This is a genomic window from Lentzea alba (genome assembly GCF_047445655.1).
Taxonomy (GTDB): domain Bacteria; phylum Actinomycetota; class Actinomycetes; order Mycobacteriales; family Pseudonocardiaceae; genus Lentzea; species Lentzea alba_A.
In genome coordinates this window covers 165,548-187,542 of sequence record NZ_JAJAEG010000004.1, presented here as the reverse complement: position 1 = coordinate 187,542, position 21,995 = coordinate 165,548, and the positions used below count along the sequence as shown (strand labels likewise).

Sequence of the window (21,995 nt, the reverse complement as noted above, 5' to 3'; positions counted from 1 at the left end):
TTACCTCTCCGCCGCGATCATGTCGCGGAGCTTGGGCCGATCGACCTTGCCGTTGGCGTTCAACGGCAACGCGTCCAGGTGCCGGTAGCGACGCGGCACCATGTGCACCGGGATCTGCTTGCGCAGCCACAGCAGGAACTTCGTGGCGTCGACCGGTTCCCCGGTGTGGAAGCCGACCAGTTCGGTCTCGTCCTCGACGCGCACCGCGACGACGATGGCCTGCGAGACGTCCGGGTGCTTGCGCATCGCGGCCTCGACCTCGCCCAGCTCGATCCGGTAGCCGCGCACCTTGACCTGGTTGTCCAACCGGCCGAGGTGGACCCACTCGCCCCTCTCGACGCGCACGCGGTCACCCGTGCGGTAGTAGTGCTGCGGCGTCAGCTCGTCGCCGAGGTCGACGAACCGGCCCTGGTTGTCGGCCGGGTCGAGGTAGCCGTCGAACCGCTGCGAACCGCGGACGACGAGTTCGCCCTCCTCGACGTCCCGGCCCTCCTCGTCGATCACCCGGAAATCGAGGAACTCGTACACCGGGCCGATCGGGACGGTGTCGTTCGACGTCTTCGGCCAGTCGCCGGGGTCGGCCGGCAGCCGGTACTCGGTGCACGCCACGGTCAGCTCGGTCGGGCCGTAGACGTTCTCGATGATCGCGTCCGGCGCGACGCTGTGCCACAGCCCGGCCTGCCGCGTGGTGAGCTGCTCGCCGATGAAGATGCTGTAGCGCAACGAGTCCACGCGGCCCATGGGCAGGTTGCCCAGCTCCGCGCTGACCGAGACCACCGACGGCACCGAGAACCAGTGCGTGATGCCGTGGTTCGCGACGTACTCGACCGGCTTGAGCAGCTCGTTGCGTTGCGGGGCGACAAGTGTCGCGCCGCCGCCCCAAGTGACGAACAGGTCGAACACCGACGGGTCGAAGGTCAGGTCGAACGTGTGCGACATCCGGCAGCCCGGCGTCACCTCGTACCGCTCGATGTTGTGCGCGACGTACGGCGAGAGGTTGCGGTGCCGGATCGGCACTCCCTTGGGCCGGCCGGTCGAGCCGGACGTGAACAGCACGTACGCCACGTCGTCGAGCGAGACCTCGTACGGCGGCAGCTCGTCCTCGTCCACACCGGTGTCGACGACGTCGTTCTCCGCCAGCGCGATCACGGTCGGGACCAGCTCGTCCAGCTCCGCGGTGCGTTGCGCGGCACCGGACTCGTCGACCAGCAGCACGTCGACGCCGGCCAGCTCGGCCACCATCCGGTTGCGCTGCGCGGGATAGCCCGGGTTGAGCGGCGTGACGGTCGCGCCCAGCCGCAGCGCCGCGAGGTACCCGGTGAACGCCACCAGGCTGCGGGCCGCGAGCAGACCGAGCCGCTGCGGCGGCTTGCCGTGCTCGCGCAGCACGCGGTCGGCCAGCGAGATCACCCGGCTGTGCAGCTCGGCGTACGTGATCGACTCGCCGCGGACCTCCAGCGCCGGCTCGTCCGGGAACTTCTGGACGGACCCGGTGAACCACTCGTAGAGCGTCTTCCCACCCAGCTCCGGGGCGTGCACGGTCATCGTGGTCGACTCGCACTGCCTGGTCGGCACGAGGTGCAGACGCTGCACGTCCGTGTCGGAAAGCGTTACCCGGCACGCACAATCGGCCGTGTCGAAGCCCGCGAACCGGTACGCGACCTCCATCATGCGGTTGCGCTCGGTCTTGCGGAAATCGGCCACCAGGTGAACGCCGGCGCGGGCGGCCTGATCGGTGAGCCACCGCAGGATGACCGCGCCGGTGCCGAACGAGACCACCCGGCACGACGTGGCGAGCAGCTTGAGGTTCCACACGTCGCGGTGCTTCTCGATGAGCATGACGCCCACCGCGCCGTGCGGGCCGAAGCGGTCCGTCAGCGTCGTGACCAGCACCTCGTGCCGCGGGTCGGCGAGCAGTGCCCGCAGGTCCGCGTCCGAGTAGTGCACGCCGGTCGCGTTCATCTGGCTGGTGCGCAGCGTGAGTTCCTCGACCCGCGAGATCTCCTCGTCGCCCGCGCGGTGGATGCGCAGCTCCAGGCCGAGCGAGCGGAGGAAGTCCTCGTCCGGGCCGTCGTGCTCGGTCCGGGCGGCCTCCCGCTGGAAGCCCGCCTGGTACATCTCACGGCGGCGGCGCGCGTCGACTGTGACGACGGCCGGGCTGAACTCCGGCAGGCTCGGCAGTTCCAGCGCGCGTTCGGCCTCGTAGCACCGCACCTCGGGGTGGTGGAAGGCCACCTCGGCGCGTTCGGTCGGCGTGTCGTCGATGAACGCGATGGTGCCGATGGCGAAGTTCAGCGCGTCCGCGATCGCCTTGACCGAGTCGGACTTTCGGCCCCACCCGATCTGCGGGTGCACGAAGTACTCGGCCATGCCGAGCGCTTCCAGCTTGGCCCAGGCGTTGTCGTGGTCGTTGCGGCTGGCGACCGACTGCAGGACGCCGCGTGAGTCGAGCGTCTCGACCACCGCACGCATCTCGTCCGTCAGCGTGACGTCGCCGTCCTCAAGCAGGATTCCTTGCCACAGCGTGTGGTCGAGGTCCCACACGAGGCACTTGACTGTGCTCACCTCTACACCTCCCACAGGGTCACCGCCCACGCGGCGACCGGGCTGTTGTTCAGCACCAGCACCAGATCCCCCTCGCTCAGCTCACCGGAGCGCAGCAGCGCGTCGAGGTTGAGCACGACGTCCATCGCGCCGAGGTGCCCGAGCTCGCTCAGATGCGTGCCGCAGACCGGGTGGATCGGCGTGCCCAGCAAGGTCTCGTAGAAGCCGTAGGCGCTCGCGGTGACGTTCTGCATGATGGTCGCGGAGACCTGGGGGAGCTCCGCGCCCGCGTCAGCGAGCACCTCGCGCACGAGCCGTGCGAGGCGTTTCTGGCTGTGCATGGCCAGTTCGAACCGGTACCGGTCGGCCGAGTCGCACTCCTCGCGCCACTCGTACCAGGGCGCCTGCTTGTAGTCGACGCGGAACAGGTCGTGGAACGACCCGTCCGTCTCGTGCCGATGAGCGCGCAACACCGGACGTCCGCCTCGCACCATCTCCATCGCGTAGGCGCCGTCGCCGATGACCGTGACGGGGAACCGGATCCGGTCCGCGCCGGTCGGCCGGCTGGCGTGTGCGATCACGACGGACTCGCGGCTCGGGTCGGCCTTGAGCAGGTCGGCCGCGAGCGACCAGGCCACGCTGGAACCCGCGCAGCCCAGGCCGTCCACGGTGAACGAGAACGCCTTCTTCAGGCCTGCCTGGTGTTCCACCGCTCCGGAGTCGGAGCCGAGCAGCACCTCGGGCGAGCGCGGGCCGACGAGCATGAGCACGTCCGGGTCGACAGGGCCGAGTCCGGCGATCGCGCGGGCCGCCAGGTCGGTCGTGGCCGCGTCCTCGAACACCGAGACCGTGTCCACTCCGGACTGACGGGTGAACTCCTGCTCCTCGTGGCCGAGCAGCTCGAACTCGGGCAGGTCGACGACTTTCGCTCGATCTTCCGGCAGCAGACAGTGGATGGCGCCGATACCGATTGGCAGGTCAGAGGTCATGACGCCACCGCCAGGGCGTGCTCCGCCAGCACGAGCTGACAGATTTCGTTGCTTCCCTCGATGATCTCCATCAACTTCGCGTCCCGGTACGCCCGAGCGACCACATGGCCGTCGTTCGCACCCGACGACGCGAGCACCTGCACCGCGCTGGAAGCACCCTTCGCGGCATGACCCGCGCTGACGTGCTTGGCCACCACGGCAGCCGTGATCATCTCCGGCGAGTTCTCGTCCCAGCACCGTGATGCGTGCTCGCAAGCGCGGCTCGCGATCTGCTCGGCCACCAGCAGCTCGGCCAGGTGCCGGCCGACGAGCTGGTGCTCCGCCAACGGCTTGCCGAACTGCTCACGCGCCTTGGCGTGCCGGGCGGCGGCACCGAGGCAGGCCCGCAGAATGCCGACACAGCCCCAGGCGACCGACACCCGGCCGTACGTCAGGGCCGAGGTCACGAGCATCTGCAACGGCTGCCCGGCGCCGCGCAGCAGTGCCTCACCCGGCAGCCGCACGTCGCGAAGCTCCACATTGGAGTGTCCGGCGGCCCGGCAACCCATCGGGTCCGCGACACGGGTCACCGTGACACCGGGTGCGTCGGCCGGCACGACGACCGCGGCGGCACCGTCACCGAACCGGCCGATCACCACGATCAGGTCCGCGTAACCGGCACCGGTGACCCAGATCTTGGCCCCGTCCACCACGACCTCGTCGCCGTCGACGCGGATCGTCGTGCCCATCGCGGCCAGGTCGCTGCCCGCACCGCGCTCGCTGAACGCGATGCCGACCAACTCGCCGCTGGTGAGCCGGGCCAGGTAGTGCGCCCGCTGCTCCAGCGAACCGAACCGCTGGATCGCCCACGCCGCCATGCCCTGCGAGGTCATCAGGCTGCGCAACGAACTGCACAGCGCGCCGACGTGCGCGGTGAACTCGCCGTTGTCCAGGCTCGACAGGCCGAGCCCGCCGAACTTCGCCGGCACCTCGGGGCAGAGCGCGCCCGCCTTCCCGAGCTGCCGCACGAGGTCCACCGGGATCACCCCCTGGCGGTCCCACTCGTCCGCGCGGTCACCGACGAGGTCGGTGACCAGCGCCCGTAGTTCCTCACTCACCGCGCAGCCTCGCTACCAGGCCTGTCATCGCGCCGACGGTGCGGAAGTTGTCGATCACCAGGTCGTCACCGGCGATCTCGACGTCGAACGTGCTCTCGATGAACACGACGAGCTGCATCGCGAACATGGACGACACGGCTCCGGCGGCGAAGAAGTCGTCGTCGGGCGTCCACGTCTTCTTCGTGTGCTTCTCGACGAACGCCAGCAGCTGCCGTTCGATCGCGGCTGCGTGGTCGACTGACGTGGTCACAGTGCTCCTCCGTGCTCGTAGAATCCGCGGCCGGTCTTGCGGCCGAAATCGCCGGCGGCGACCTTCGCCACCAGCAGGTCACAGGGCTCGTAGCCCCGGTCCCCGGTCCGGTCGTGCAGCACCCGCAGCGAGTCCACGACGTTGTCCAGGCCGATCAGGTCGGCCGTCGCGAGTGGTCCCGTGCGGTGCCCCAGGCACCCTTCGAATGCGGCGTCCACCGCCTCGGGTGTCGCCCTGCCCTCCTCGACGATGCGCGCGGCCTCGTTGATGGAGCGCTGCAGGATGCGGTTGATCACGAACCCCGGTCCGTCCCCGACCACGACACCGTCGCGGTCGAGTGCCGCGAGCAGCTCGGTGACCTTGAGCATGGCCTCGTCACCGGTGCGAGGCCCGCGGATCACCTCCACCGCGCGGATCAGGTACGGCGGGTTCATGAAGTGGATGGCGCACAGGTCTTCCGGCCTGGCCACCGCGTCCGCCATCTCGTCGACCGGGATGGCCGACGTGTTGGACACGATCACCGTGCCGGGCCGCACGATCGCGGAGACCTCGGCCAGCACCTTCGCCTTCAGCTCCGGCTTCTCCGTGACGGCCTCGATCACCGAGGTCACGTCCGCGAGGTCGCCGTAGTTCGTCGTCGTCACGAGCTCCGCCTCACCGGAGCGCGGCAGCTGACCCATCAGCCGGGCGAGCTTGAGCTGCTGACGAACTTCCTTGCGCGCCTTGGCGAGCGTGTCGTCGTCGACGTCCACCAGCACGACGGCCACGCCGTGCCCGATCGCCAGCGTCGCGATCGCGGCGCCCATGACGCCCGCGCCGAGAACACCGATTTTCATGATCATGCCTCCACGAGGTCGACGTCCAAGACGCCGGTGATGAGTTCGCCGAACTTGTCGTGCCGTTCAGCGAGGAAGGTCAGGCAGCGGCGCAACAGCTCACCGGTCGGCGCGCTGGACAGCTCCGCGCGCTCCAGCCACGGGCGCCAGGCGACGGCTTCCAGGCCGTCGTCGGCCAGTTCGTGGCCCTCCAGCTCGTACAGCGCCATCGTCGAGAGCAACGCGCTGCCACTGGTGAGCGCCTTGTCCGCGATGCGTTGCTGCCAGGTCTGCGGCGTCACGGCCTCGGTCTGCAGTCCGGCCTCGGCGAGCAGCCCGAACATCCGCCGCGGGCTGTAGGCGACCCGGTCCACCAGGTGGTAGACCCGGCCGACCGAACCCGGCGACACGGTCAGCTCCGCCATCGCACGGGCGACGACGTCCACCGGTGCCATGGGCATCGCGCGGTCGTCGAGCGGGTGCGCGCCGACGGCGAGACCACTGGTCAGGACGTTCCAGATGAGGTCCTTGTCGTTGCAGGCACCGGTCTTCGTCGAACCGAGGATGAAGCCGGGGCGGAACACGCGGATCCGCATGCCGTCTTCCTCGGCGCGTTCGAGGACGCGTTCGGCGACCCACTTGCTGACGCCGTAGCCACCCTGCTGCGGGTCGAGCGGCTGCTGACGGGTCTCCAGGATCCGGTTGTCGGTGCCGAACGCGTAGTGCGTCGCAGCGACCGTCGACACGAAGCTGAAGTCGCGGATGCCGTGGCCCCGCATCCAGCGCAGCAGGTCGACCATCGCGAGCACGTTGTCCTCGCGCAGCACCCGGTAGGGCTCGGTGAAGACGACCTTCGCGGCGCAGTGCAGGACGTACCCGATCCGCTCTGCCAGCTCACCGTCCCGATAGGACTCCAGCACGCCGTCCTTGAGGTCGCCCACGACGAGCCGCACGCGGTCGCGGTCGGGCTCGGGCAGGCCGAGCTTGGCCGAGGCCTCGCGAAGCCGCTCACGGGCGTGGTCCTCGTCGTCCGCGCGGACGATGCAGTAGACGCGGCCTTCCGTGGCGGCCAGCAGCTCGTGCACCAGGAACGTGCCGAGGAAGCCGGTCGCGCCGGTCAACAGGACGTCGCTGCCCGCCGCCTCGTGCGCGGCCAGGTCGCCCAGCGGCAGCAGCATGTCGGCGTCCACCAGGTCGCCGTCGCCGTCCGCGATCGGGTCGATGTCGGACGCGCCGCGCTGGGCACCGCCCTGCACGCCGCGCACGATCTCGGCGATCCTGCGCACGGTGGCCTTGCTGCCGCCGGCGCGGTGGACGTTGACCAGGACGCCCGTGCGTTGCTGGACCTCCAACGCCATCCGCACGGACAGCAACGAGGATCCGCCGAGCATGCCGAACTCGTCGTCGATCCCGATCTCCGCGGCACCGAACAGGTCACGCCAGACGTCCAGCAGCTGCTGTTCCACGTCGTCGGACGCCGTGGTCGGTACCGCGGCACACGCCGGTGCCGCCGTGGCGGCCTGACCGAGCGCCGGGAGCCGGTCCAGGGCCCAGTACCGCTTGCGCGGCAACGGGTACGCGGGCAGCGGCACGCGACGACCGGTGTCGCCGGCGAGTGCCTCCCAGTTCACCTCGACGCCGTTGAGCCACGCGTCGGTGACGGCCGCGTCGAAGTCATCTGCGGCGGACACGACGTGCACGCCCTCGGGCAGCAGGCCTTCCTCCGCTCGCACCTCGACGTCCGAGCCGAACGCTCGTTGAAACCGCTCGATGTTCTCGGTTCCCACGACCACTGCCTTGCGCGGCGAGGACTTCACGGTCCGCGCCATCGGCGGACGCGGCAGCTTCAGCGCGGCGGCGAGCTTCTCGGCCGGCGCGGTGATGACACGGCGTTCCGGGAAGCCCTTGCGGCCCACCCGCAACGTGTGCGCGATGTCGCCCGCCTCGGCCGGGTCGATCGTCTCGGCGAGCCGCTTGGACATCGCGTCCAGTTCGGTGCGGCTTCGTGCGGACAGCACGAGCCGCACGACGTCGTCGGCAGGCGCACTCGGCCGGGTCGGCGCGGGCGGCGGCGCGATCACCGCGGCCACGTTCGTGCCGCCGAGACCCATAGAGTTGATCAATACGTGCCGGTCGTCGTCGTTGCTGCGGCCGGCTTCCGCGGACAGGAAGAACGGACTCTCCGCGAGCACGCCGGGGTCGCGCGGGCGTTCGAACAACGGGTGCGCGGGCAGTTCGCCGGTCGCAACCACGTTGACGGCCTTGATGAAGCCCGCGATACCCGCGGCCGGACCCGTGTGCCCGATGTTGACCTTGACCGACCCGAGGCCGACGAAGCTCGTGTTCTTCGTGCTGGCCCGCAGGCCTTCGGTGAGGCCGCGCAGCTCGATGTGGTCACCCAGCGAGGTGCCGGAACCGTGCGCCTCGACATAGCGCAACTCGTCCGCGCTCACCCCGGACACCCGCAGCGCACCGGCCACGACCTCGGCGACACCGGACGGGTTCGGCGCGGTGAAGCCGGAGCGGTCCGAGCCGTCGTTGCCGACCGCGCTGCCCTTGACCACGGCCAGGATCCGGTCGCCGTCGGCCAGCGCGTCGCTCAACCGTCGCAATGCCACGACGCCGACGCCGGAGCTGAACGACGTGCCGGTGGACCTGGCGTCGAACGCACGGCACAGCCCGTCCGCCGACATCAGCCCGCCGGCCTGGTACCGGTAGCCCGCCAGGGGTTCCAGCACCGTCGCACCGCCGGCCAGCGCGATGTCGCACTCACCGGACAGCAGGCTCAGCGTCGCGTAGTGCACGGCGTAGAGCGAGGACGAGCACGCGGTCTGGATGCCGACCGTCGGGCCGCGCAGGCCGAGCTTGTAGGCCACCCGCGAGGACAGGAAGTCCCCGAGGCCGCCGAGGTGCAGGTCGACGTCGTCGATCGCGGCGGCCAGACCTTCCGCCTGTGCCTTGGCCGCGAACAGCATCGACGTGTAGGTGCTCTGCGCACCGCCCGCGAAGACGCCGACGACAGGTCCCTGCAGGGTCGGCGGGTGGCCTGCGGTTTCCAGTGCCTCCCACGCGGCTTCCAGGAAGATCCGCTGCTGCGGGTCGATCAGCTCGGCCTCGGTGGGCGGGTAGGAGAAGAACTCCGCCGCGAAGTCGGCGACGCCGGGCATGGTCGCGCCGACGCGGACGAAACCGGGGTCGGCCAGCTGCGCGTCGGACACCCCGGCCGCGCGCAACACCTCATCCGGCAGCTCGCGCGTGGAGACCACACCGTTGCCGATGTTGCGCCAGAACTCCTGCGGCGTCCAGGCGTCCGGGAACCGGCAGCCCACGCCGATGACGGCGATGTCGGTGTCGCTCACGTTCAGTTCCCCTGTCGGGCGCGGCCGATCAGGCCTCGCCGGTTCGTCGCACCGAGTTCCACGAGCTCGCGCTTGGTCTCGGGCGAGTTCAGCAGCTCGACCTGTGCCGTCACCGTGCTGTGCTGGAAGAGGTCGGCGGCCTCCAGATCGCGCTCGGTGAACGCGTTCAGCCGTTCCAGCAACACGATGAGCAGCAGCGAGTCGCCGCCGAGCTCGAAGAAGTTGACGTCGTCCGGTACGGACTCGACGTCGAGCACCTCGGCCCACGCCAGGCGCACCTGGTCGCGTGTGTTCACCTTCAGATCTCCTTCAGTGCGGGCGCATCGGGATCGATGGCCAGGTCGGTCGCGGCGGTGACCACCCCGTCTAGCAGCTGGTCCACAGTGGACTCGTCGAACAGCGCCGTCGCGTACGCGAGCGAGAGCTCGAGTTCTGCGGAGTCCGTCGCGGTCAGCTCCAGCTCGTACTTGATGTGCAGCGGTTCCGGCGTCAGGTACCGCGCGCGTGCGTTCAGGTCCGGCGGCTCCGCCTTGCCGGGCAGCGCGGTGACGTACACCGGCGTGAGGGCGGGTCGGCTCAGGTCACGGCCCGGGTGCAACGCCGTGGCGATCGCGTCGAACGGCACGTCGGCGTTGCGATAGCAGGTGGTGCTGTGCTCTCGCACCCGGTCCAGCAGCTGTCGCCACGTCGGTTCGTCGCGCAGGTCGACGCGCAGAATCAGCGTGTTCACGAACATGCCCACGGCGTGCTGCTGCTTGTCGCGACCGGCCCACGGGAACGCGAACAGGAAGTCCCGCTGGGAGCTCTTCCTCGCCAGCGCCACGGCGGTGATCGCGGCCGTGATCATGAACGTCGTGCTGCCCAGGTTCTGGAGCTTCGCGGTGATCTCGGCGGGCAGGGTCGTCGTCCGGGTCTTCGCCTCGGTGTTCTGCACCGGCCCGCGTTCGCGGTCGTGCGGCAGCTCGACGTCCGTGGGTGCTTCGGCGAGGCTCGCGATGATCTCGTCCGCCGCGGTCTCGGTCGTCGTGACCGATGCCGGGTGCACCGGGTCGGCGATCGACTGTCCCTGGTACACCTGGGAGATCTGGTCGGCGAGCACCTGGTGTGACCACCCGTCGGCGACGATGTGGTGGGTCACCAGGACGAGCAGCGTGCGTTCGTTGGTGGTGACGATCTCGCCGTACGCCGGTGCCTCGGTCGCCAGGTCGAACGGCGTCCAGCACACCTGCGCGAGGTGCGCTTTGAGTTCTTCTTCGGACCACTGCGTGGCATCGGTGACGTGCACCTCGGGCGCGCTGCCGTCGGTGCGGTAGAAGATCTTGCGCTGCTTGGCGTTCAGCGTGAACCTGCTGCGCAGCGCGGGGTGCCGGCCGAGCACGAGCTCGGTGGCCGCGCGCAGGCGTTCGACGTCGACCTCGCCGGTGAACTCGGCGATCACCGGCGCCAGGTACGCGGTCCTGAGGGCCTTGACCCGGTCGATGAACCAGAACCGTTGCTGCACCGAGGTCGCCGGGTGTTCGTCACCGACGACCTCGACGTGGTGGTGGGTTGTGGTGCCGAGCAACGCACCGAGCCCGGCCACGGTCGGGTCGGCGAGGAAGTCGCGAAGTGCCACCGGGGTGTCCGCGAGCATCCGCACCGCGAGCAGCGAGTGGCCGCCGAGGGTGAAGAAGTCGCCGTCCGGTGGGAGTTCGTCCGCGTCGCGTTCGAGTGCGGCGGCGAACAGTTCGGCCGCTTTGCGCTGGTCCGGGGTCAGTTCGACGGTGCCGCGGGCGACGTCCGGGAGCTTTGCGGAGCGCAGGGCGTCGAGGGCGGTGAAGTCCATCTTGTCGTTGCCGGTCATGGGGATCGCGTCGACGACGTAGACCTCGGCAGGGAGGACGGCGGCCGGCAGCCAGCGGAGGAGGGGTTTGAGCAGCTCGTCGCGGGTGGGCACGGCGCTGGCAGGCTCGACCGCGTCGCTGTCGACCTCACCGCCGACCCGCCCTACACCAGCCAGCTCAACCCACGCGACCAGCCTCAGCGGAGTCCCTTCCGCCTTGACCGCGGCAGTCTTCACCGACGGCTGCTCCTCCAGGAGCTTGCGGACCTCACCCAGCTCGATCCGGTTTCCGAGCACCTTGACCTGGTCGTCGACCCGACCGAGGTACTCGATCTGCCCATCGCCCCGCAGCACCACCCGGTCGCCGGTGCGGTACATCCGCCCACCCAACGGGTCGAGCAGGAACGCCGCCTCCGTCCGCTCCGGCTGCCCGAGGTAACCCAACGCCACCCCAGCACCCGCGACGCACAGCTCGCCCGGAACACCGTCGGGCAGCTCTTCCTGACGCGGCCCCAACACGTACGCACGGGTGTTGGGCACCGGCACACCGATCGCAGGCGGCCGCCCGTCCAACGACACCGGCGCGAACGTGGAGATGCAGCTCGCCTCGGTGGGGCCGTAGATGTTGCGCATCGGCACGCCCCAACGACGCGTGCACTCCTCCGCCAAGGTGACCGGCAGGCCCTCACCACCGACGTACAGCGTCCGCAGCGTGGTCGGACCGTCCTGGTCGGCGTCGAGGATCGCCCGCAGCAGGCTCGGCGTCATCGACGTGACCGTGACCTCGCGCAGCAACCGGGCCAACGCGGGCGGGTCGCGGCGTTCGACGTCGTCGGCGAAGACCAGTTCTGCTCCGGCGATCAGCGCGCGGAACACCTCGTGCGTCGCGCCGTCGAACGAGGTCGACCACGTGCACAGGACTCGGTCGCCTGGGCCCAGATCGATGTCGCGCGCCCACCACACGCAGGTGTTGAGCATGCCGCTGTGCGGGACCAGCACGCCCTTCGGCCGGCCGGTGGTGCCGGAGGTGTAGATCACGACGGCGGGTTCCTGGCCGATCAGGTCGACCGTGCGGGGAGTGCCCTGCAGCGTGCGGTGGTCCTCGATCCGCACGACCTCGACATCGGTGCCGTGCCGCGCGATCAGGTCCGCACCGGCCTGGTCCGCCAGGACGACGCCCGCGTTCAGCTCGGCCAGGACGTGGTCCAGGCGGTCGGCCGGAGTGTCCAGGCTCAGCGGTGCGTAGGCGGCTCCGGCGCGCAAGGCACCGAGCCAGCCCGCGACCAGCGCCGGGCCGCGAGCGGCGAGCACCGGCACGAAACCACCTGGCACGCGGTCCGCGACGGCCCACGCCCAGGAGTCGAGTTCTGCCCACGTCACGCTGTCGCCCGCGACGCTCACCGCCGCGGCGTCAGGTGCGTACCCCCTGCCCACGACGTCGAGGACGGAGGTGGTGCCGCCGAGGTCCTGCGGTGCGCCGTGCACGACCGAGCCGCCAGTCAGCGGCAACCGGCAGACCGGAGTTTCCGGGGCGTCGACGGCCGCGCGCAGCAGGGCGAGGAAGTTGTCGCCCAGGTGCCGGGCCATCTCAGCCGAGTACTGGTCCGTGGCGAACTCGATGCGGCCGCGTCGGCCCTCGGCGTCGTCCTCGACGATCAGGATCAGGTCGAACTTCGCGGTGCCGGTGGGCAGCAACTCTGGCGTGCGCCACGGCGCATCAGTCTTGGGAGCGGGCATGTTCTGCAGCGCGAAGCCCACGTCGACCATGCCGCGTACACCCTGAGCAGCAAGCTGGTCGAACGGGATGCCCTGGTACGTCAGCGACTTGAAGGCCTCGACGCGAACCTCCTTGCACAGCGCGGAGAAAGTCTGCTCAGGGTCGACCAGACAGCGCAGCGGCACGGTGTTCACGAAGAAGCCGACGAGCTGCTCGGCGTCGGCGAGCGAGCGGTTCGCGGTGACCGTGCCGACGACGAACTCATCGCGGCCGGACCACCGCTGCAACACGGCCTGGTAGGCCGCGAAGAGCACGACGAACGGCGTGGCGCGCAACGATCGAGCCAGCTCCCCCGCCCGGTCCCACAGGTCGTCCGGGATCTCGAAGACGTGCTGCTCGCCGGGCCGCACCGGACCGGCCGCAGGACGCGGCGAGCCGAGCGTGAGGTCCGCCGGGAACTCGCGCAGTTCCTCCACTCGCCGAGCGACCAGCTCGCGCATCTTAGGACTGTCGAAAGTGGACCGGTCCGCAACCGCGAAGTCTTTGTACTGCAGCATCAAAGGCGCCAGCTCACCACCGGCGTAGGCGACCGCGAGGTCGTCGAAGAACGCCGCGAGCGACCAGCCGTCGATGGCGATGTGGTGGACGTTGATCAGCAGGAGGTCCGGCTCGCCCGGCCAGAGCGTGCACCGGATCGGCGGTGCGGCGGCGAGGTCGAAGCCCTGCTGGGCACGGTGCAGGGCGTCCGCACGAACGTTCGCAACGCCGGAGACAACCTCGACGGAGACCGAAGGCTCGCCGACGATCTGAACCGGGCGGCCGTCGGACAACGAATACGTGGTGCGCAACACCTCGTGCTTGGCCGCGACGGCGTGCAGCGCGGCGGTCAGCCGCGGCACGTCGACCTCTTCCCGCCACGTCAGCAGCAGCGGAACGTTGTACGTCGGCGCGGCAGGCGCGGCGGCGTCGATGAACCACAGCCGTTCCTGCGCGAACGAGAGCGCATGAGACTCAGTCACTCGCGAAACTCCGTGATAGTGAGCGAAAAATGGGTGCGTCGAACCCACGCACACCGACAGACGTCGTTGTGCGCTGGAGAAGGACGCAGATTGTTCAGCGGGCGGCTACTTCATCCCGAACGCGGTCGGCGAGCTCGGCGAGCGAGTCGGCGAGCAGGACGTCGGTGGGCCCGAGGTCGATCGCGAGACGTTCCCGCAGGCGTGAGGCCAGCTGGATCGCGAGGATCGAGTTGCCGCCCGAGTCGATGAAGTTGTCCGCAGGGTCGGCGCTGGGCACTCCCAGCACCTCCCGCCAGACCAGTCCAACCTGTTGTGTCACAGTAGAAGGAGCAGCTTCAACCGACTCTGATACCACTGATTCCAAAGAAATTTCGGCGAGCAGCGCGGCCCTGTCCACCTTGCCGGTGGGACCGAACGGAACCGAGCTCAGCACGTGCCAGCGTGCCGGGACCATGTACGCGGGAAGCTTGGCGCGCAAGGCTTCGCTCAACGAGGAACCGTCCACAGACGTGCGCGGGAGGACGAACCCGACCAGCGAAGCCGCCGGCCCTTCCCCCACCTTCTCCACGAACGCGCTGTCGGCGAGTCCGGTCGCGACGATCGCCTGCTCGATCTCCTCCAGCTCGATGCGGAACCCGCGCAGCTTCACCTGCCGGTCCCGCCTGCCGAGCAGCTCCAAGGCGCCGTCCGGCAGCCTTCGAGCGAGATCTCCGGTGCGGTACATCAGTTTTCCCGATGCCGGATCGGACACGAACCGCTCCGCCGTCAGTTCCGGACGGTGCAGATATCCCAGCGCGACACCCGGACCGCCGATGCACAACTCGTCGTCGACGAGGTGCAAAGTGGTGTCCTGCAAGGCGAACCCGACGGGTACCCGGTCCAGTCCGGCCAGACTTTCCAGCGTGCAGTCGAAGTACGTCGCGAACGTCGTCGTCTCGGTCGGCCCGTAGCCGTTGACGAGCCGGGCGGGAGGTCCCGCCTCCAGCATTCGCCTGGTCAGGGCCAGGTCCATCTGCTCGCCGCCGGCGATCACGGTCTTCAACCCGCCCAACGACGCCGGCCGCTCGCGCGCGACCAGGTGGAACAACGACGTGGTCAGGAACATCGTGGTGATGCCGGAGTCCCTGACCAGCGCGAGCCAGTCGTCGATGCGAAGTTCCGTGATCGCAGGCAGAACTACGACGGTCGCGCCCGCGGTGAGCGTGTTCCACAGCTCGAACGTCGTGGCGTCGAACGCCGGATTCGACTGGTTGGCAACACGATCACCAGGTTCGATCGTGCAGAACACCGGGTTCGACACCAGTCGCACCACCGCGCGATGCGGCACCACGACACCCTTCGGACGACCGGTCGAACCAGACGTGTAGTTCACGTAGAACGGTGCGTCTTGTCCGATTTGCCCGGCATCAAAGGACTTACCTGGCAGAGCCTCGACCCGCCGCACCCCGGCGAGCGATGCGCCATTACCGACCACGAACCGCACTTCTGCCTCTTCCAGCAGAGCGCTGATCCGTTCGGCGGGCGCGTGCGCGTCCAACGGTAGGTAGGCCGCACCGGCACGAGCGATGCCCAGCATCGCCACGACCATGCCGACGGACCTGCCGCCGTCGACGGCCACGATCTCGCCCTCGGCCACGCCGAGGGCGGTCAACGTCGCCGCGAGATCGCCGGAGCGTTGCCAGAGTTCTTGATATGTGAGCGAAACGCCGGACCGCGGGTCGGTGACCGCACATGCGTGCGGGTGACGACCGACCTGGGTCTCGACGAGTTCGGGCACGCAGAACGACATGCGTGCGTCCGGAAACGCCACTGTAGTTCTCCCCCTGCAAAAGAAACGCGGACGGTTCACACACCTGGCGCTCAAGCCCCCCGGCACGAGCGCTTCCTTCGGCGCGACACCCCACGGCCACGTGATCATCAACGGTAGTGAACGGAAGGTGAACGACCAATAGACCGTTTGTGGCAATTAATGAAACGAATGGGTCAGGCAGAACCAGTTGATCATGTGCCGGTCGTGCGCGGACCGCCACCGCAATCGGACGTTCCGGTGAACTGAGTCTGAAGTCGTTGCGACATCTGAGTTTCGCGGAACGCACCGGACACCCGAACGCACTCATGTACTGTCCGGCCACGTGACTCGCATCGCGTTTCTGGGACTGGGCCGCATGGGTTCGCTCATGGCGGCCCGTTTGGTGGCGGCAGGGCATGACCTCGCCGTGTGGAACCGCACCGCCGAACGGACGGCTCCGCTCGTGGAAGCCGGGGCCACCGCGGCCGGTTCTCCGGCCGAAGCCGTGGCCGGCGCGGAACTGGTGATCTCCATGCTGTTCGGGCCGGAGGCCGTCGAGGAGGTCTACGCGGACGCCGCGGAGGCGCTGAAGCCCGGCACCATCGTCGTCGAGATGTCCACGATCGGCCCCGACGCACTGGCAGCGCTCAAGAACGCCCTGCCGGACGGCGTGCGCCTGATCGACGCACCCGTGAAGGGCAGCCTGCCCGCTGCGAGCTCCGGCGAGCTCGGCATTTACGTCGGCGCGGAAGACGCCGACCTCGCGGAGGCAGCCGAGGTCCTCGGTGTACTCGGCAAGGTCAAGCACGTCGGCGGACCCGGAGCGGGTGCGTCGGTGAAGCTCCTGGTGAACCTCGTGCTCGGGTCCTGGTTCGTGATGGTCGCCGAAGCCCTGGCACTGGCCGACAAGCTCGGTGTCGAGACCGACGCCGCCCTCACCGCCCTGGAAGGCACCGCCGTCGGCTCACTGGTGCCGCGAGTGCGCGCGAAGCTGGAGAACCCCGGCTCCACCCAGTTCTCCCTGGGCCTGGCCGAGAAGGACCTCCGCCTCGTGCTCGACGCGGGCGGCGTGGCCGGTGGTGTCGCCGCCGGTGCGCAGGAGAAGTTCGCCGCGGCCGTCGCGGACGGCTTGGCGGAGAACGACATCAGCGCCGTGCTCAACCACGTCCGAGGGAAGTGACGTGCCGCGTTTCACCCGCGCGCAGGTGCTGGAACGCTTGCGCGCCAAGGCAACGCGTGGCGAGGCGATCATCGGTGGCGGTGCCGGAACCGGACTCTCGGCCAAGTGCCAGGAGGCCGGCGGCATCGACCTGCTGACGGTCTTCAACTCGGGCCGTTACCGCATGGCGGGCCGCGGTTCGCTGGCCGGGTTGCTGGCCTACGGCAACGCCAACGAGGTCGTGGTCGACATGGCCGGGGAGATCCTCCCGGTCGTGGCGCGCACCCCGGTCCTCGCGGGCGTCAACGCCACCGACCCGTTCTACTCACCGGACGTCTTCCTGCCGGAGCTCGCCCGCCTCGGGTTCTGCGGCGTGCAGAACTTCCCGACGGTGGGCTTGATCGACGGCAACTTCCGGGCGAACCTGGAAGCCACCGGCATGGGCTACGACGTCGAGGTGGCGATGATCGCCACGGCCCGCAGCCTCGACCTCGTCACGGCGCCCTACGTGTTCTCCGCGCGGGACGCCGCGGCGATGGCCGAGGCCGGCGCCGACATCGTGGTCTGCCACCTCGGCCTCAGCGTGGGCGGCACGATCGGCGCCACCACCGCGCCGAGCCTCGACGAGAGCGTGACCTCGTTGCAGGAGTGGGCCGACGCGGCTCATTCCGTTCGCGACGACGTTCTCGTGCTGTGCCACGGCGGTCCGCTCGCCGAACCGGAGGACGTCGCCCACGTGTTGAAGCGCACCAGCGGGGTGCACGGGTTCTACGGGGCGTCGTCGCTCGAACGCACCCCGGTCGAGACCGCGATAACCGGGCAAACCCGGCAGTTCACGTCGATCAGCACGGGTCTCGCCTAACGTTCAGCGCATGCCGCCCGAAACCTCGCTCGCCCTCTTCGGCCGCACCGACGAGATCCGTTGCCTCGACGGCTTGGTCACCGCAGCTCGGGAGGGTCGCGGCGGGGCTCTGGTGGTGCGCGGCGAGGCAGGCATCGGCAAGAGCGCGCTGCTCGACCACGTGCGGGTCCAGGCCTCGGGGTTCGAGATCCTGGAGGCGTCCGGGTCGGAGTTCGAGACCGAGTTCCCGTTCGCGGCGCTGCACCAGCTGTGCGTGCCGCTCCTGGACAATCTGGACGGACTGTCCGCACGGCACCGGGAGGCGCTGGAAGTCGCGTTCGGAATGGCCACCGGGACGCCCGACCTGCTCGGCATCGGCCTGGCCACGTTGGAGCTGCTCGGGTCCGCTGCGGCGGAGAAACCGTTGCTGTGCCTGGTGGACGACGCGCACTGGCTGGACGAGGCGTCCGCGCGGGTCTGCACGTTCCTGGGGCGAAGACTGGCTGCCGAGCCGGTGGTGATGGTGTTCTCGGCGCGGCGGCCGTGGGCGGAGCACCGGCTGGACGAACTGCCCGGGCTGGACGTCAAGGGCCTCAGCGACGCCGACGCACGCACGTTGCTGGCGGCCAGTTCCGCAGCCGTGGTCGACGAGAAGGTGCGGGAACGACTGCTCGCCGAGGCACGCGGCAACCCGTTGGCACTGCTGGAGTTGCCCAAGGCGGGTGGCTTCGCGCTACCGGAGGCGTCGTCCGTGCCGAGTCGGATCGAGCGCAGTTTCCAGAACAGGGTGGCCGAGCTTGCGGAGGACGCGCGGAGGTTGCTCACGGTCGCCAGCGCGGATCCCACCGGCGAGCCTCGGCTGATGTGGGCCGCCGCGCAGCAACTCGGTCTCGACGTGTCGATGGCGGGTGCGGTGGCCGAGGCGTCCGGACTGGTCACCATCTCGACTCGCGTCCGGTTCTGCCATCCGCTCGCTCGTTCGGCTGTCTACCTCGCCGCGGATGCTGTTGAACGCCAGGCCGTTCACCTCGCGCTGGCCGCGGTCACCGATCCTCTCGCCGATCCGGATCGCCGGGTCTGGCACCTGGCCCAGGCCGGCACCGGTCCGGACGACGAGGTGGCGGCCGAGCTGGAACGGTCGGCCTCGCGGGCGAAGGCACGTGGTGGCGTCGCGGCTGCAGCGGCTTTTCTTGAGCGTGCGGCGACGTTGTCAGTGGAACCGCGGCTGAGGGCCGAACGCACGCTGGCTGCCGGTCAGGCCAAGTTCGACGCGGGTGCCGTCGGCTTGGCGGCCGAGTTGTTGACGTCGGTCGAGGTCGCGTTCCTGGACGATCTGCAACGCGCGCAAGCCGATCTGTTGCGTGCGCGGGTGGCGTTCATCAGGCACGCCGAGAACGACGGGCCGTCGTTCGTGCTGAGCGCGGCACGCCGGATGAGTGGTGCGGAACGGCGCGACTGCGTGCTGGACGCGTTGGAGATGGGGCTCGTCGTCGGCAGGGCCAGCGGGGTCGTGGACGAGGTCGTCCGGGAGGCACGCGGGCTGGAACCTGCTCCGGATGTCCTGAACGCGTTGGTGGTGCTGGCCGACGACGGACATCGGGCTGGTGTTCCTCTTTTGCGCCAAGCACTTTCTGACGAGAGTCTGATGTGGACCCGGCATCCCGCGCTGGCCACGATGCTGGCGGGTGAGCTGTGGGACACCGACGTGCACACCACGGTCACCGACTGGCTGATGGAGTCCGGCCGTGAAACCGGTTCGCCGTTCGTGCTGCGGCTGGGCCTGGCTCAGAAAGCGGTGTGCGCGGTGCACGCCGGTGATTTCGGCGCCGCGTTGTCCGCCATCGCCGAGGAAGAAGCCGTGGCGGACGCGATCGGTGTGCCGCCCCTGCAGTACCAGCGGTTGCACCTCGCGGCGATGCGGGGCCGTCGCGAGGAAGTGCTCAAGCAGATCGAGCATTCGACGCAAGCGTCCGCTCGGGTGGCCGGGCTGCTGGTGGCCAACACGCACTGGGCTTCCGCGGTGCTGCACAACGGTCTTGGCGACTATCCGAAGGCTCTGGAGGCCGCGCGGCTGGCCGTCGAACCCGGTGATCTCTACCTGGCCGGGATCGCGCTACCCGAACTGGTCGAGGCTGCGATCCGTTGTGGTGAGGCAGGTTCTGCCGCCGACGCGCTGGACGAACTCGTGGAGCGAACCGAACCTTGCGGCACACCTTGGGGTTTCGGTGTCGCGGCCGCCGCGAGGGCGCTGGTCTCCGGTGAGGAGGAGGACTACCTCGAAGCGATCAAGCACCTCGCGACCAGCACCGCCAAGCCCTGTCTGGCGCGCGCCCACCTGCTGTACGGCGAGTGGCTGCGGCGCGCGGGCCGCCGGGTCGATGCTCGGGAACACCTGAGGACCGCGCACAACCTGTTGTCCGGCATGGGGATGGAGGCGTTCGCGGCACGGGCGGCGACCGAGCTGCAAGCGACCGGTGAGGTCGCCCGCAGCCGTTCCGCCTCGGCTGCCGACGACCTGACCGGTCAGGAGTCCCACATCGCCAGGCTGGTGGCCACCGGGGCGACGTCCAAGGAGGTCGCGGCCCGGTTGTTCCTCAGCCCCCGCACGGTCGACACCCACCTGCGGAACATCTTCCGCAAGCTGGGCATCAACTCGCGCCGGCAGCTGAGGGACCGGTTCAGCTAGGGATCAGGCCGAGCTGCTGGGCCGCCCACAGCCCGTCGGCGTTGAGCCAGTACTCGGCGATCTTCCCGTCCTCCACCCGGAGGATGTCCGTGCCGTGGAAGGAGACCTGACCGGCCTCGGCGAACCAGCGGAGCACGTGGAAGGGATCCTGCGAGATCGGTCCAACCTGGACGGTAAACTTCAGGCCGGGCATGGTCTCGTGGGAGCCGCGGACCCACTCCACGAGCTGCGCGCGTCCGGTGTGGTCCTGCGACGGGCCACCGGTGAGCGGGGCGACGTGCCAGATGAAGTCGTCGTGGACGATCTCGTCGGCGAGCGTCAGGTCGCCGTTCCAGAAGTCGATCCAGGCCTGCGTGAGGTCGTTCATCACTTGTCTCCGTGCTGGCCGGGAGCGGCGCTGCCCGAGTACTCGCCGAGGTCGGACACGAGCTGGGTCAGCTCGGGGTCGGAGTCGTAGCGCTTCCGGTGCAGGGCGGCGATCTTCGCGCCCATCTCCGGGTCTTCGTCGTCGGTGATGTCGAACGACGCGAACTTGTCCACGAGCGGCAGGCCGACCCGGTCGGTGTTGCGGTGCGCCGGGTGGATCAGGTACTCCCAGTAGCCCTCGAGGTCCTCGATGACGAACGTGGCACCCCACTCGTACTCGCCGCCGTAGTCGCGGCCGACGACGAACGAGCGGACCGACGGGATCACGCGGCCCTGGTTGCGCAGGCTTTCCAGCGCCTCCTCGACCTGCTCGGGCGAGGCGTCCTGGCGCAGGGTGAAGCGGTTGCCGTGGTAGATCATCTCAGTTCTTCTCCTTGTGTCCCAGGGCGAGGACCGCCCCTGCGATGGTGGTGACGACACCGGTCCAGGTGAAGGAGGCGGCGATGCCGGCCGTCTGGACCAGGGGTGCGATGACGAGTGGTGACAGGAACTGCCCGAGGAAGATCCCGGCGACGAGTCCACTGAGGACACGGCCGCGTTGAGAAGGCTCGGCGAGGTCCGCGAGCTGCAGGTTGAGGTTCGGCACGACCAGGCCGACCCCGAAGCCGCCGACGAGCAGTCCGGCGGTGACCGGCCAGATGCTGCCGCCGAGGCCGATCAGCAACCAGCCGGCGCCGAGCAGCGCGACGCTGATCGCGGTGATGCGGCCCTTCGGCAGCTTCGGGAAGGCGAGCGCTCCCACGACGCTGGTCAACGTGCTGCCGGCGACGACCAATCCGATGACTGCGGGCCCGGCGCCGAGATCTCGCAGCAGGAACGGCAACTGCGTCGGTGCCATGTAGAACACGAGCGTCGCGACGAGTGCGAGCGCGTAGATCCAGACAGCGGCTTGGGGGAAGCCTTGTGGTTTGAGGGTTGTCGTTGTTCGCGGTTCGTCACGCAGGCCGGCGATCGCTGCCAGTGCTACCACGGCCGCCACGCTGTAGAGCCAGAACGGCAACCGCCAGTTCAGCCCCGCGAGCACCCCGGCCAGCGGCAGGAACACCACCCCGCCGAGGCTCGCGAACGCCTGCTGCAGCCCGAGGAAGCGGCCGCGTTCCGGTCCGTCGAACCAGTCGGTGATCAACGCGCTGACCGACGTCATGATCCCGCCGACGGCGAGCCCGAGCAGCGTTCTGGTGCCGAGCAGAACCGGCAGGCTGCTCACGAAGAACCCGGCCGTACCGCTGACCGCATACCCGATGAGGCTCACGACCAGCAGCGGTTTGCGACCCACTCGGTCGGCCACCAGCCCCGCGACCGGCGCGCTGATCGCGATGGCCAGCGAGGTGATGGTGAGGGCGAGCCGCACGAGCACGCCCTCGCCGTACACCTCGCCCATCGCGGGCAGGCTCGGGGCGATGATCGCCGCTGCCATGATCGTCAGCGTGGCCGAGGCGAGTACCACCGCCCGGGCTGTAGGTGTTGGCGCAGTTCGTGTTG

15 protein-coding genes and 1 pseudogene are annotated in these 21,995 nt (G+C 69.4%); 3 read left to right on the top strand and 13 right to left on the bottom strand.

The window, feature by feature from the left end; genetic code table 11:
* From LFM09_RS08600 to LFM09_RS08555, 10 genes and pseudogenes are all read right to left on the bottom strand, one after another.
* Positions 1 to 1,545 (bottom strand): amino acid adenylation domain-containing protein, encoded by a 1,545-nt coding sequence (locus LFM09_RS08600; RefSeq protein WP_414095979.1) that lies wholly within the window; start codon positions 1,543 to 1,545, stop codon positions 1 to 3.
* Positions 1,522 to 2,565: pseudogene (locus LFM09_RS08595) on the bottom strand (HAD-IIIC family phosphatase); the annotation flags it as partial. The pseudogene LFM09_RS08595 and the gene LFM09_RS08600, both read right to left, overlap by 24 nt.
* 2 nt (positions 2,566 to 2,567) lie before the next feature.
* A complete protein-coding gene (locus LFM09_RS08590; RefSeq protein WP_414095777.1) occupies positions 2,568 to 3,533 on the bottom strand; it encodes a 3-oxoacyl-ACP synthase in 966 nt (321 codons plus the stop codon).
* Positions 3,530 to 4,630 (bottom strand): acyl-CoA dehydrogenase family protein, encoded by a 1,101-nt coding sequence (locus tag LFM09_RS08585; protein ID WP_414095776.1) that lies wholly within the window; start codon positions 4,628 to 4,630, stop codon positions 3,530 to 3,532. Before LFM09_RS08585 ends, LFM09_RS08590 begins: the two co-directional genes overlap by 4 nt.
* Positions 4,623 to 4,880 (bottom strand): acyl carrier protein, encoded by a 258-nt coding sequence (locus LFM09_RS08580; protein ID WP_414095775.1) that lies wholly within the window; start codon positions 4,878 to 4,880, stop codon positions 4,623 to 4,625. Before LFM09_RS08580 ends, LFM09_RS08585 begins: the two co-directional genes overlap by 8 nt.
* Positions 4,877 to 5,716 carry a 3-hydroxyacyl-CoA dehydrogenase family protein gene (locus LFM09_RS08575; protein ID WP_414095774.1) on the bottom strand — a complete coding sequence of 280 codons (840 nt, stop codon included), beginning with the start codon at positions 5,714 to 5,716 and terminating at the stop codon, positions 4,877 to 4,879. The genes LFM09_RS08580 and LFM09_RS08575 overlap by 4 nt, the downstream gene beginning before the upstream one ends.
* A 2-nt stretch (positions 5,717 to 5,718) precedes the next feature.
* On the bottom strand, positions 5,719 to 9,054 hold the full coding sequence (locus LFM09_RS08570; RefSeq protein ID WP_414095773.1) for a thioester reductase domain-containing protein: 3,336 nt from the start codon (positions 9,052 to 9,054) through the stop codon (positions 5,719 to 5,721).
* Positions 9,055 to 9,056: 2 nt separating this feature from the next.
* Complete coding sequence (locus LFM09_RS08565) at positions 9,057 to 9,350, bottom strand: phosphopantetheine-binding protein (protein ID WP_414095772.1); 294 nt, start codon at positions 9,348 to 9,350, stop codon at positions 9,057 to 9,059.
* Positions 9,351 to 9,352: 2 nt separating this feature from the next.
* On the bottom strand, positions 9,353 to 13,612 hold the full coding sequence (locus LFM09_RS08560) for an amino acid adenylation domain-containing protein (protein WP_414095771.1): 4,260 nt from the start codon (positions 13,610 to 13,612) through the stop codon (positions 9,353 to 9,355).
* Positions 13,613 to 13,706: 94 nt separating this feature from the next.
* The gene (locus LFM09_RS08555) at positions 13,707 to 15,422 is read right to left on the bottom strand and encodes a non-ribosomal peptide synthetase (RefSeq protein ID WP_414095770.1); all 1,716 of its coding nucleotides are present in this window, start codon (positions 15,420 to 15,422) and stop codon (positions 13,707 to 13,709) included.
* 322 nt (positions 15,423 to 15,744) lie between these two features.
* Here LFM09_RS08555 and LFM09_RS08550 point away from each other — a divergent pair, with 322 nt between their 5' ends.
* The 3 genes from LFM09_RS08550 to LFM09_RS08540 are packed head-to-tail and all read left to right on the top strand — an operon-like array spanning position 15,745 to position 20,087.
* On the top strand, positions 15,745 to 16,581 hold the full coding sequence (locus tag LFM09_RS08550; RefSeq protein ID WP_414095769.1) for an NAD(P)-dependent oxidoreductase: 837 nt from the start codon (positions 15,745 to 15,747) through the stop codon (positions 16,579 to 16,581).
* A gap of 1 nt (position 16,582) precedes the next feature.
* A complete protein-coding gene (locus LFM09_RS08545; RefSeq protein WP_414095768.1) occupies positions 16,583 to 17,422 on the top strand; it encodes a phosphoenolpyruvate hydrolase family protein in 840 nt (279 codons plus the stop codon).
* Positions 17,423 to 17,432: 10 nt separating this feature from the next.
* A complete protein-coding gene (locus tag LFM09_RS08540; protein WP_414095767.1) occupies positions 17,433 to 20,087 on the top strand; it encodes an AAA family ATPase in 2,655 nt (884 codons plus the stop codon).
* Here LFM09_RS08540 and LFM09_RS08535 read toward each other — a convergent pair.
* The 3 genes from LFM09_RS08535 to LFM09_RS08525 are packed head-to-tail and all read right to left on the bottom strand — an operon-like array spanning position 20,080 to position 21,960.
* Complete coding sequence (locus tag LFM09_RS08535; RefSeq protein ID WP_414095766.1) at positions 20,080 to 20,454, bottom strand: ester cyclase; 375 nt, start codon at positions 20,452 to 20,454, stop codon at positions 20,080 to 20,082. The genes LFM09_RS08540 and LFM09_RS08535 overlap by 8 nt on opposite strands.
* A complete protein-coding gene (locus tag LFM09_RS08530; protein WP_414095765.1) occupies positions 20,454 to 20,873 on the bottom strand; it encodes a Dabb family protein in 420 nt (139 codons plus the stop codon). Before LFM09_RS08530 ends, LFM09_RS08535 begins: the two co-directional genes overlap by 1 nt.
* A gap of 1 nt (position 20,874) precedes the next feature.
* Positions 20,875 to 21,960, bottom strand: coding sequence for an MFS transporter (locus tag LFM09_RS08525; RefSeq protein ID WP_414095764.1), 1,086 nt, complete (start codon positions 21,958 to 21,960; stop codon positions 20,875 to 20,877).
* Positions 21,961 to 21,995: the final 35 nt, after the last annotated feature.

Excerpts from the sequence above, each read along its gene's own strand:
- LFM09_RS08535 (WP_414095766.1), bottom strand. The coding sequence starts at position 20,454 with ATGAACGACCTCACGCAGGCCTGGATCGACTTCTGGAACGGCGACCTG.
- LFM09_RS08590 (WP_414095777.1), bottom strand. The coding sequence starts at position 3,533 with ATGACCTCTGACCTGCCAATCGGTATCGGCGCCATCCACTGTCTGCTG.
- LFM09_RS08575 (WP_414095774.1), bottom strand. The coding sequence starts at position 5,716 with ATGAAAATCGGTGTTCTCGGCGCGGGCGTCATGGGCGCCGCGATCGCG.
- LFM09_RS08600 (WP_414095979.1), bottom strand. The coding sequence starts at position 1,545 with ATGACCGTGCACGCCCCGGAGCTGGGTGGGAAGACGCTCTACGAGTGG.
- LFM09_RS08540 (WP_414095767.1), top strand. The coding sequence starts at position 17,433 with ATGCCGCCCGAAACCTCGCTCGCCCTCTTCGGCCGCACCGACGAGATC.
- LFM09_RS08530 (WP_414095765.1), bottom strand. The coding sequence starts at position 20,873 with ATGATCTACCACGGCAACCGCTTCACCCTGCGCCAGGACGCCTCGCCC.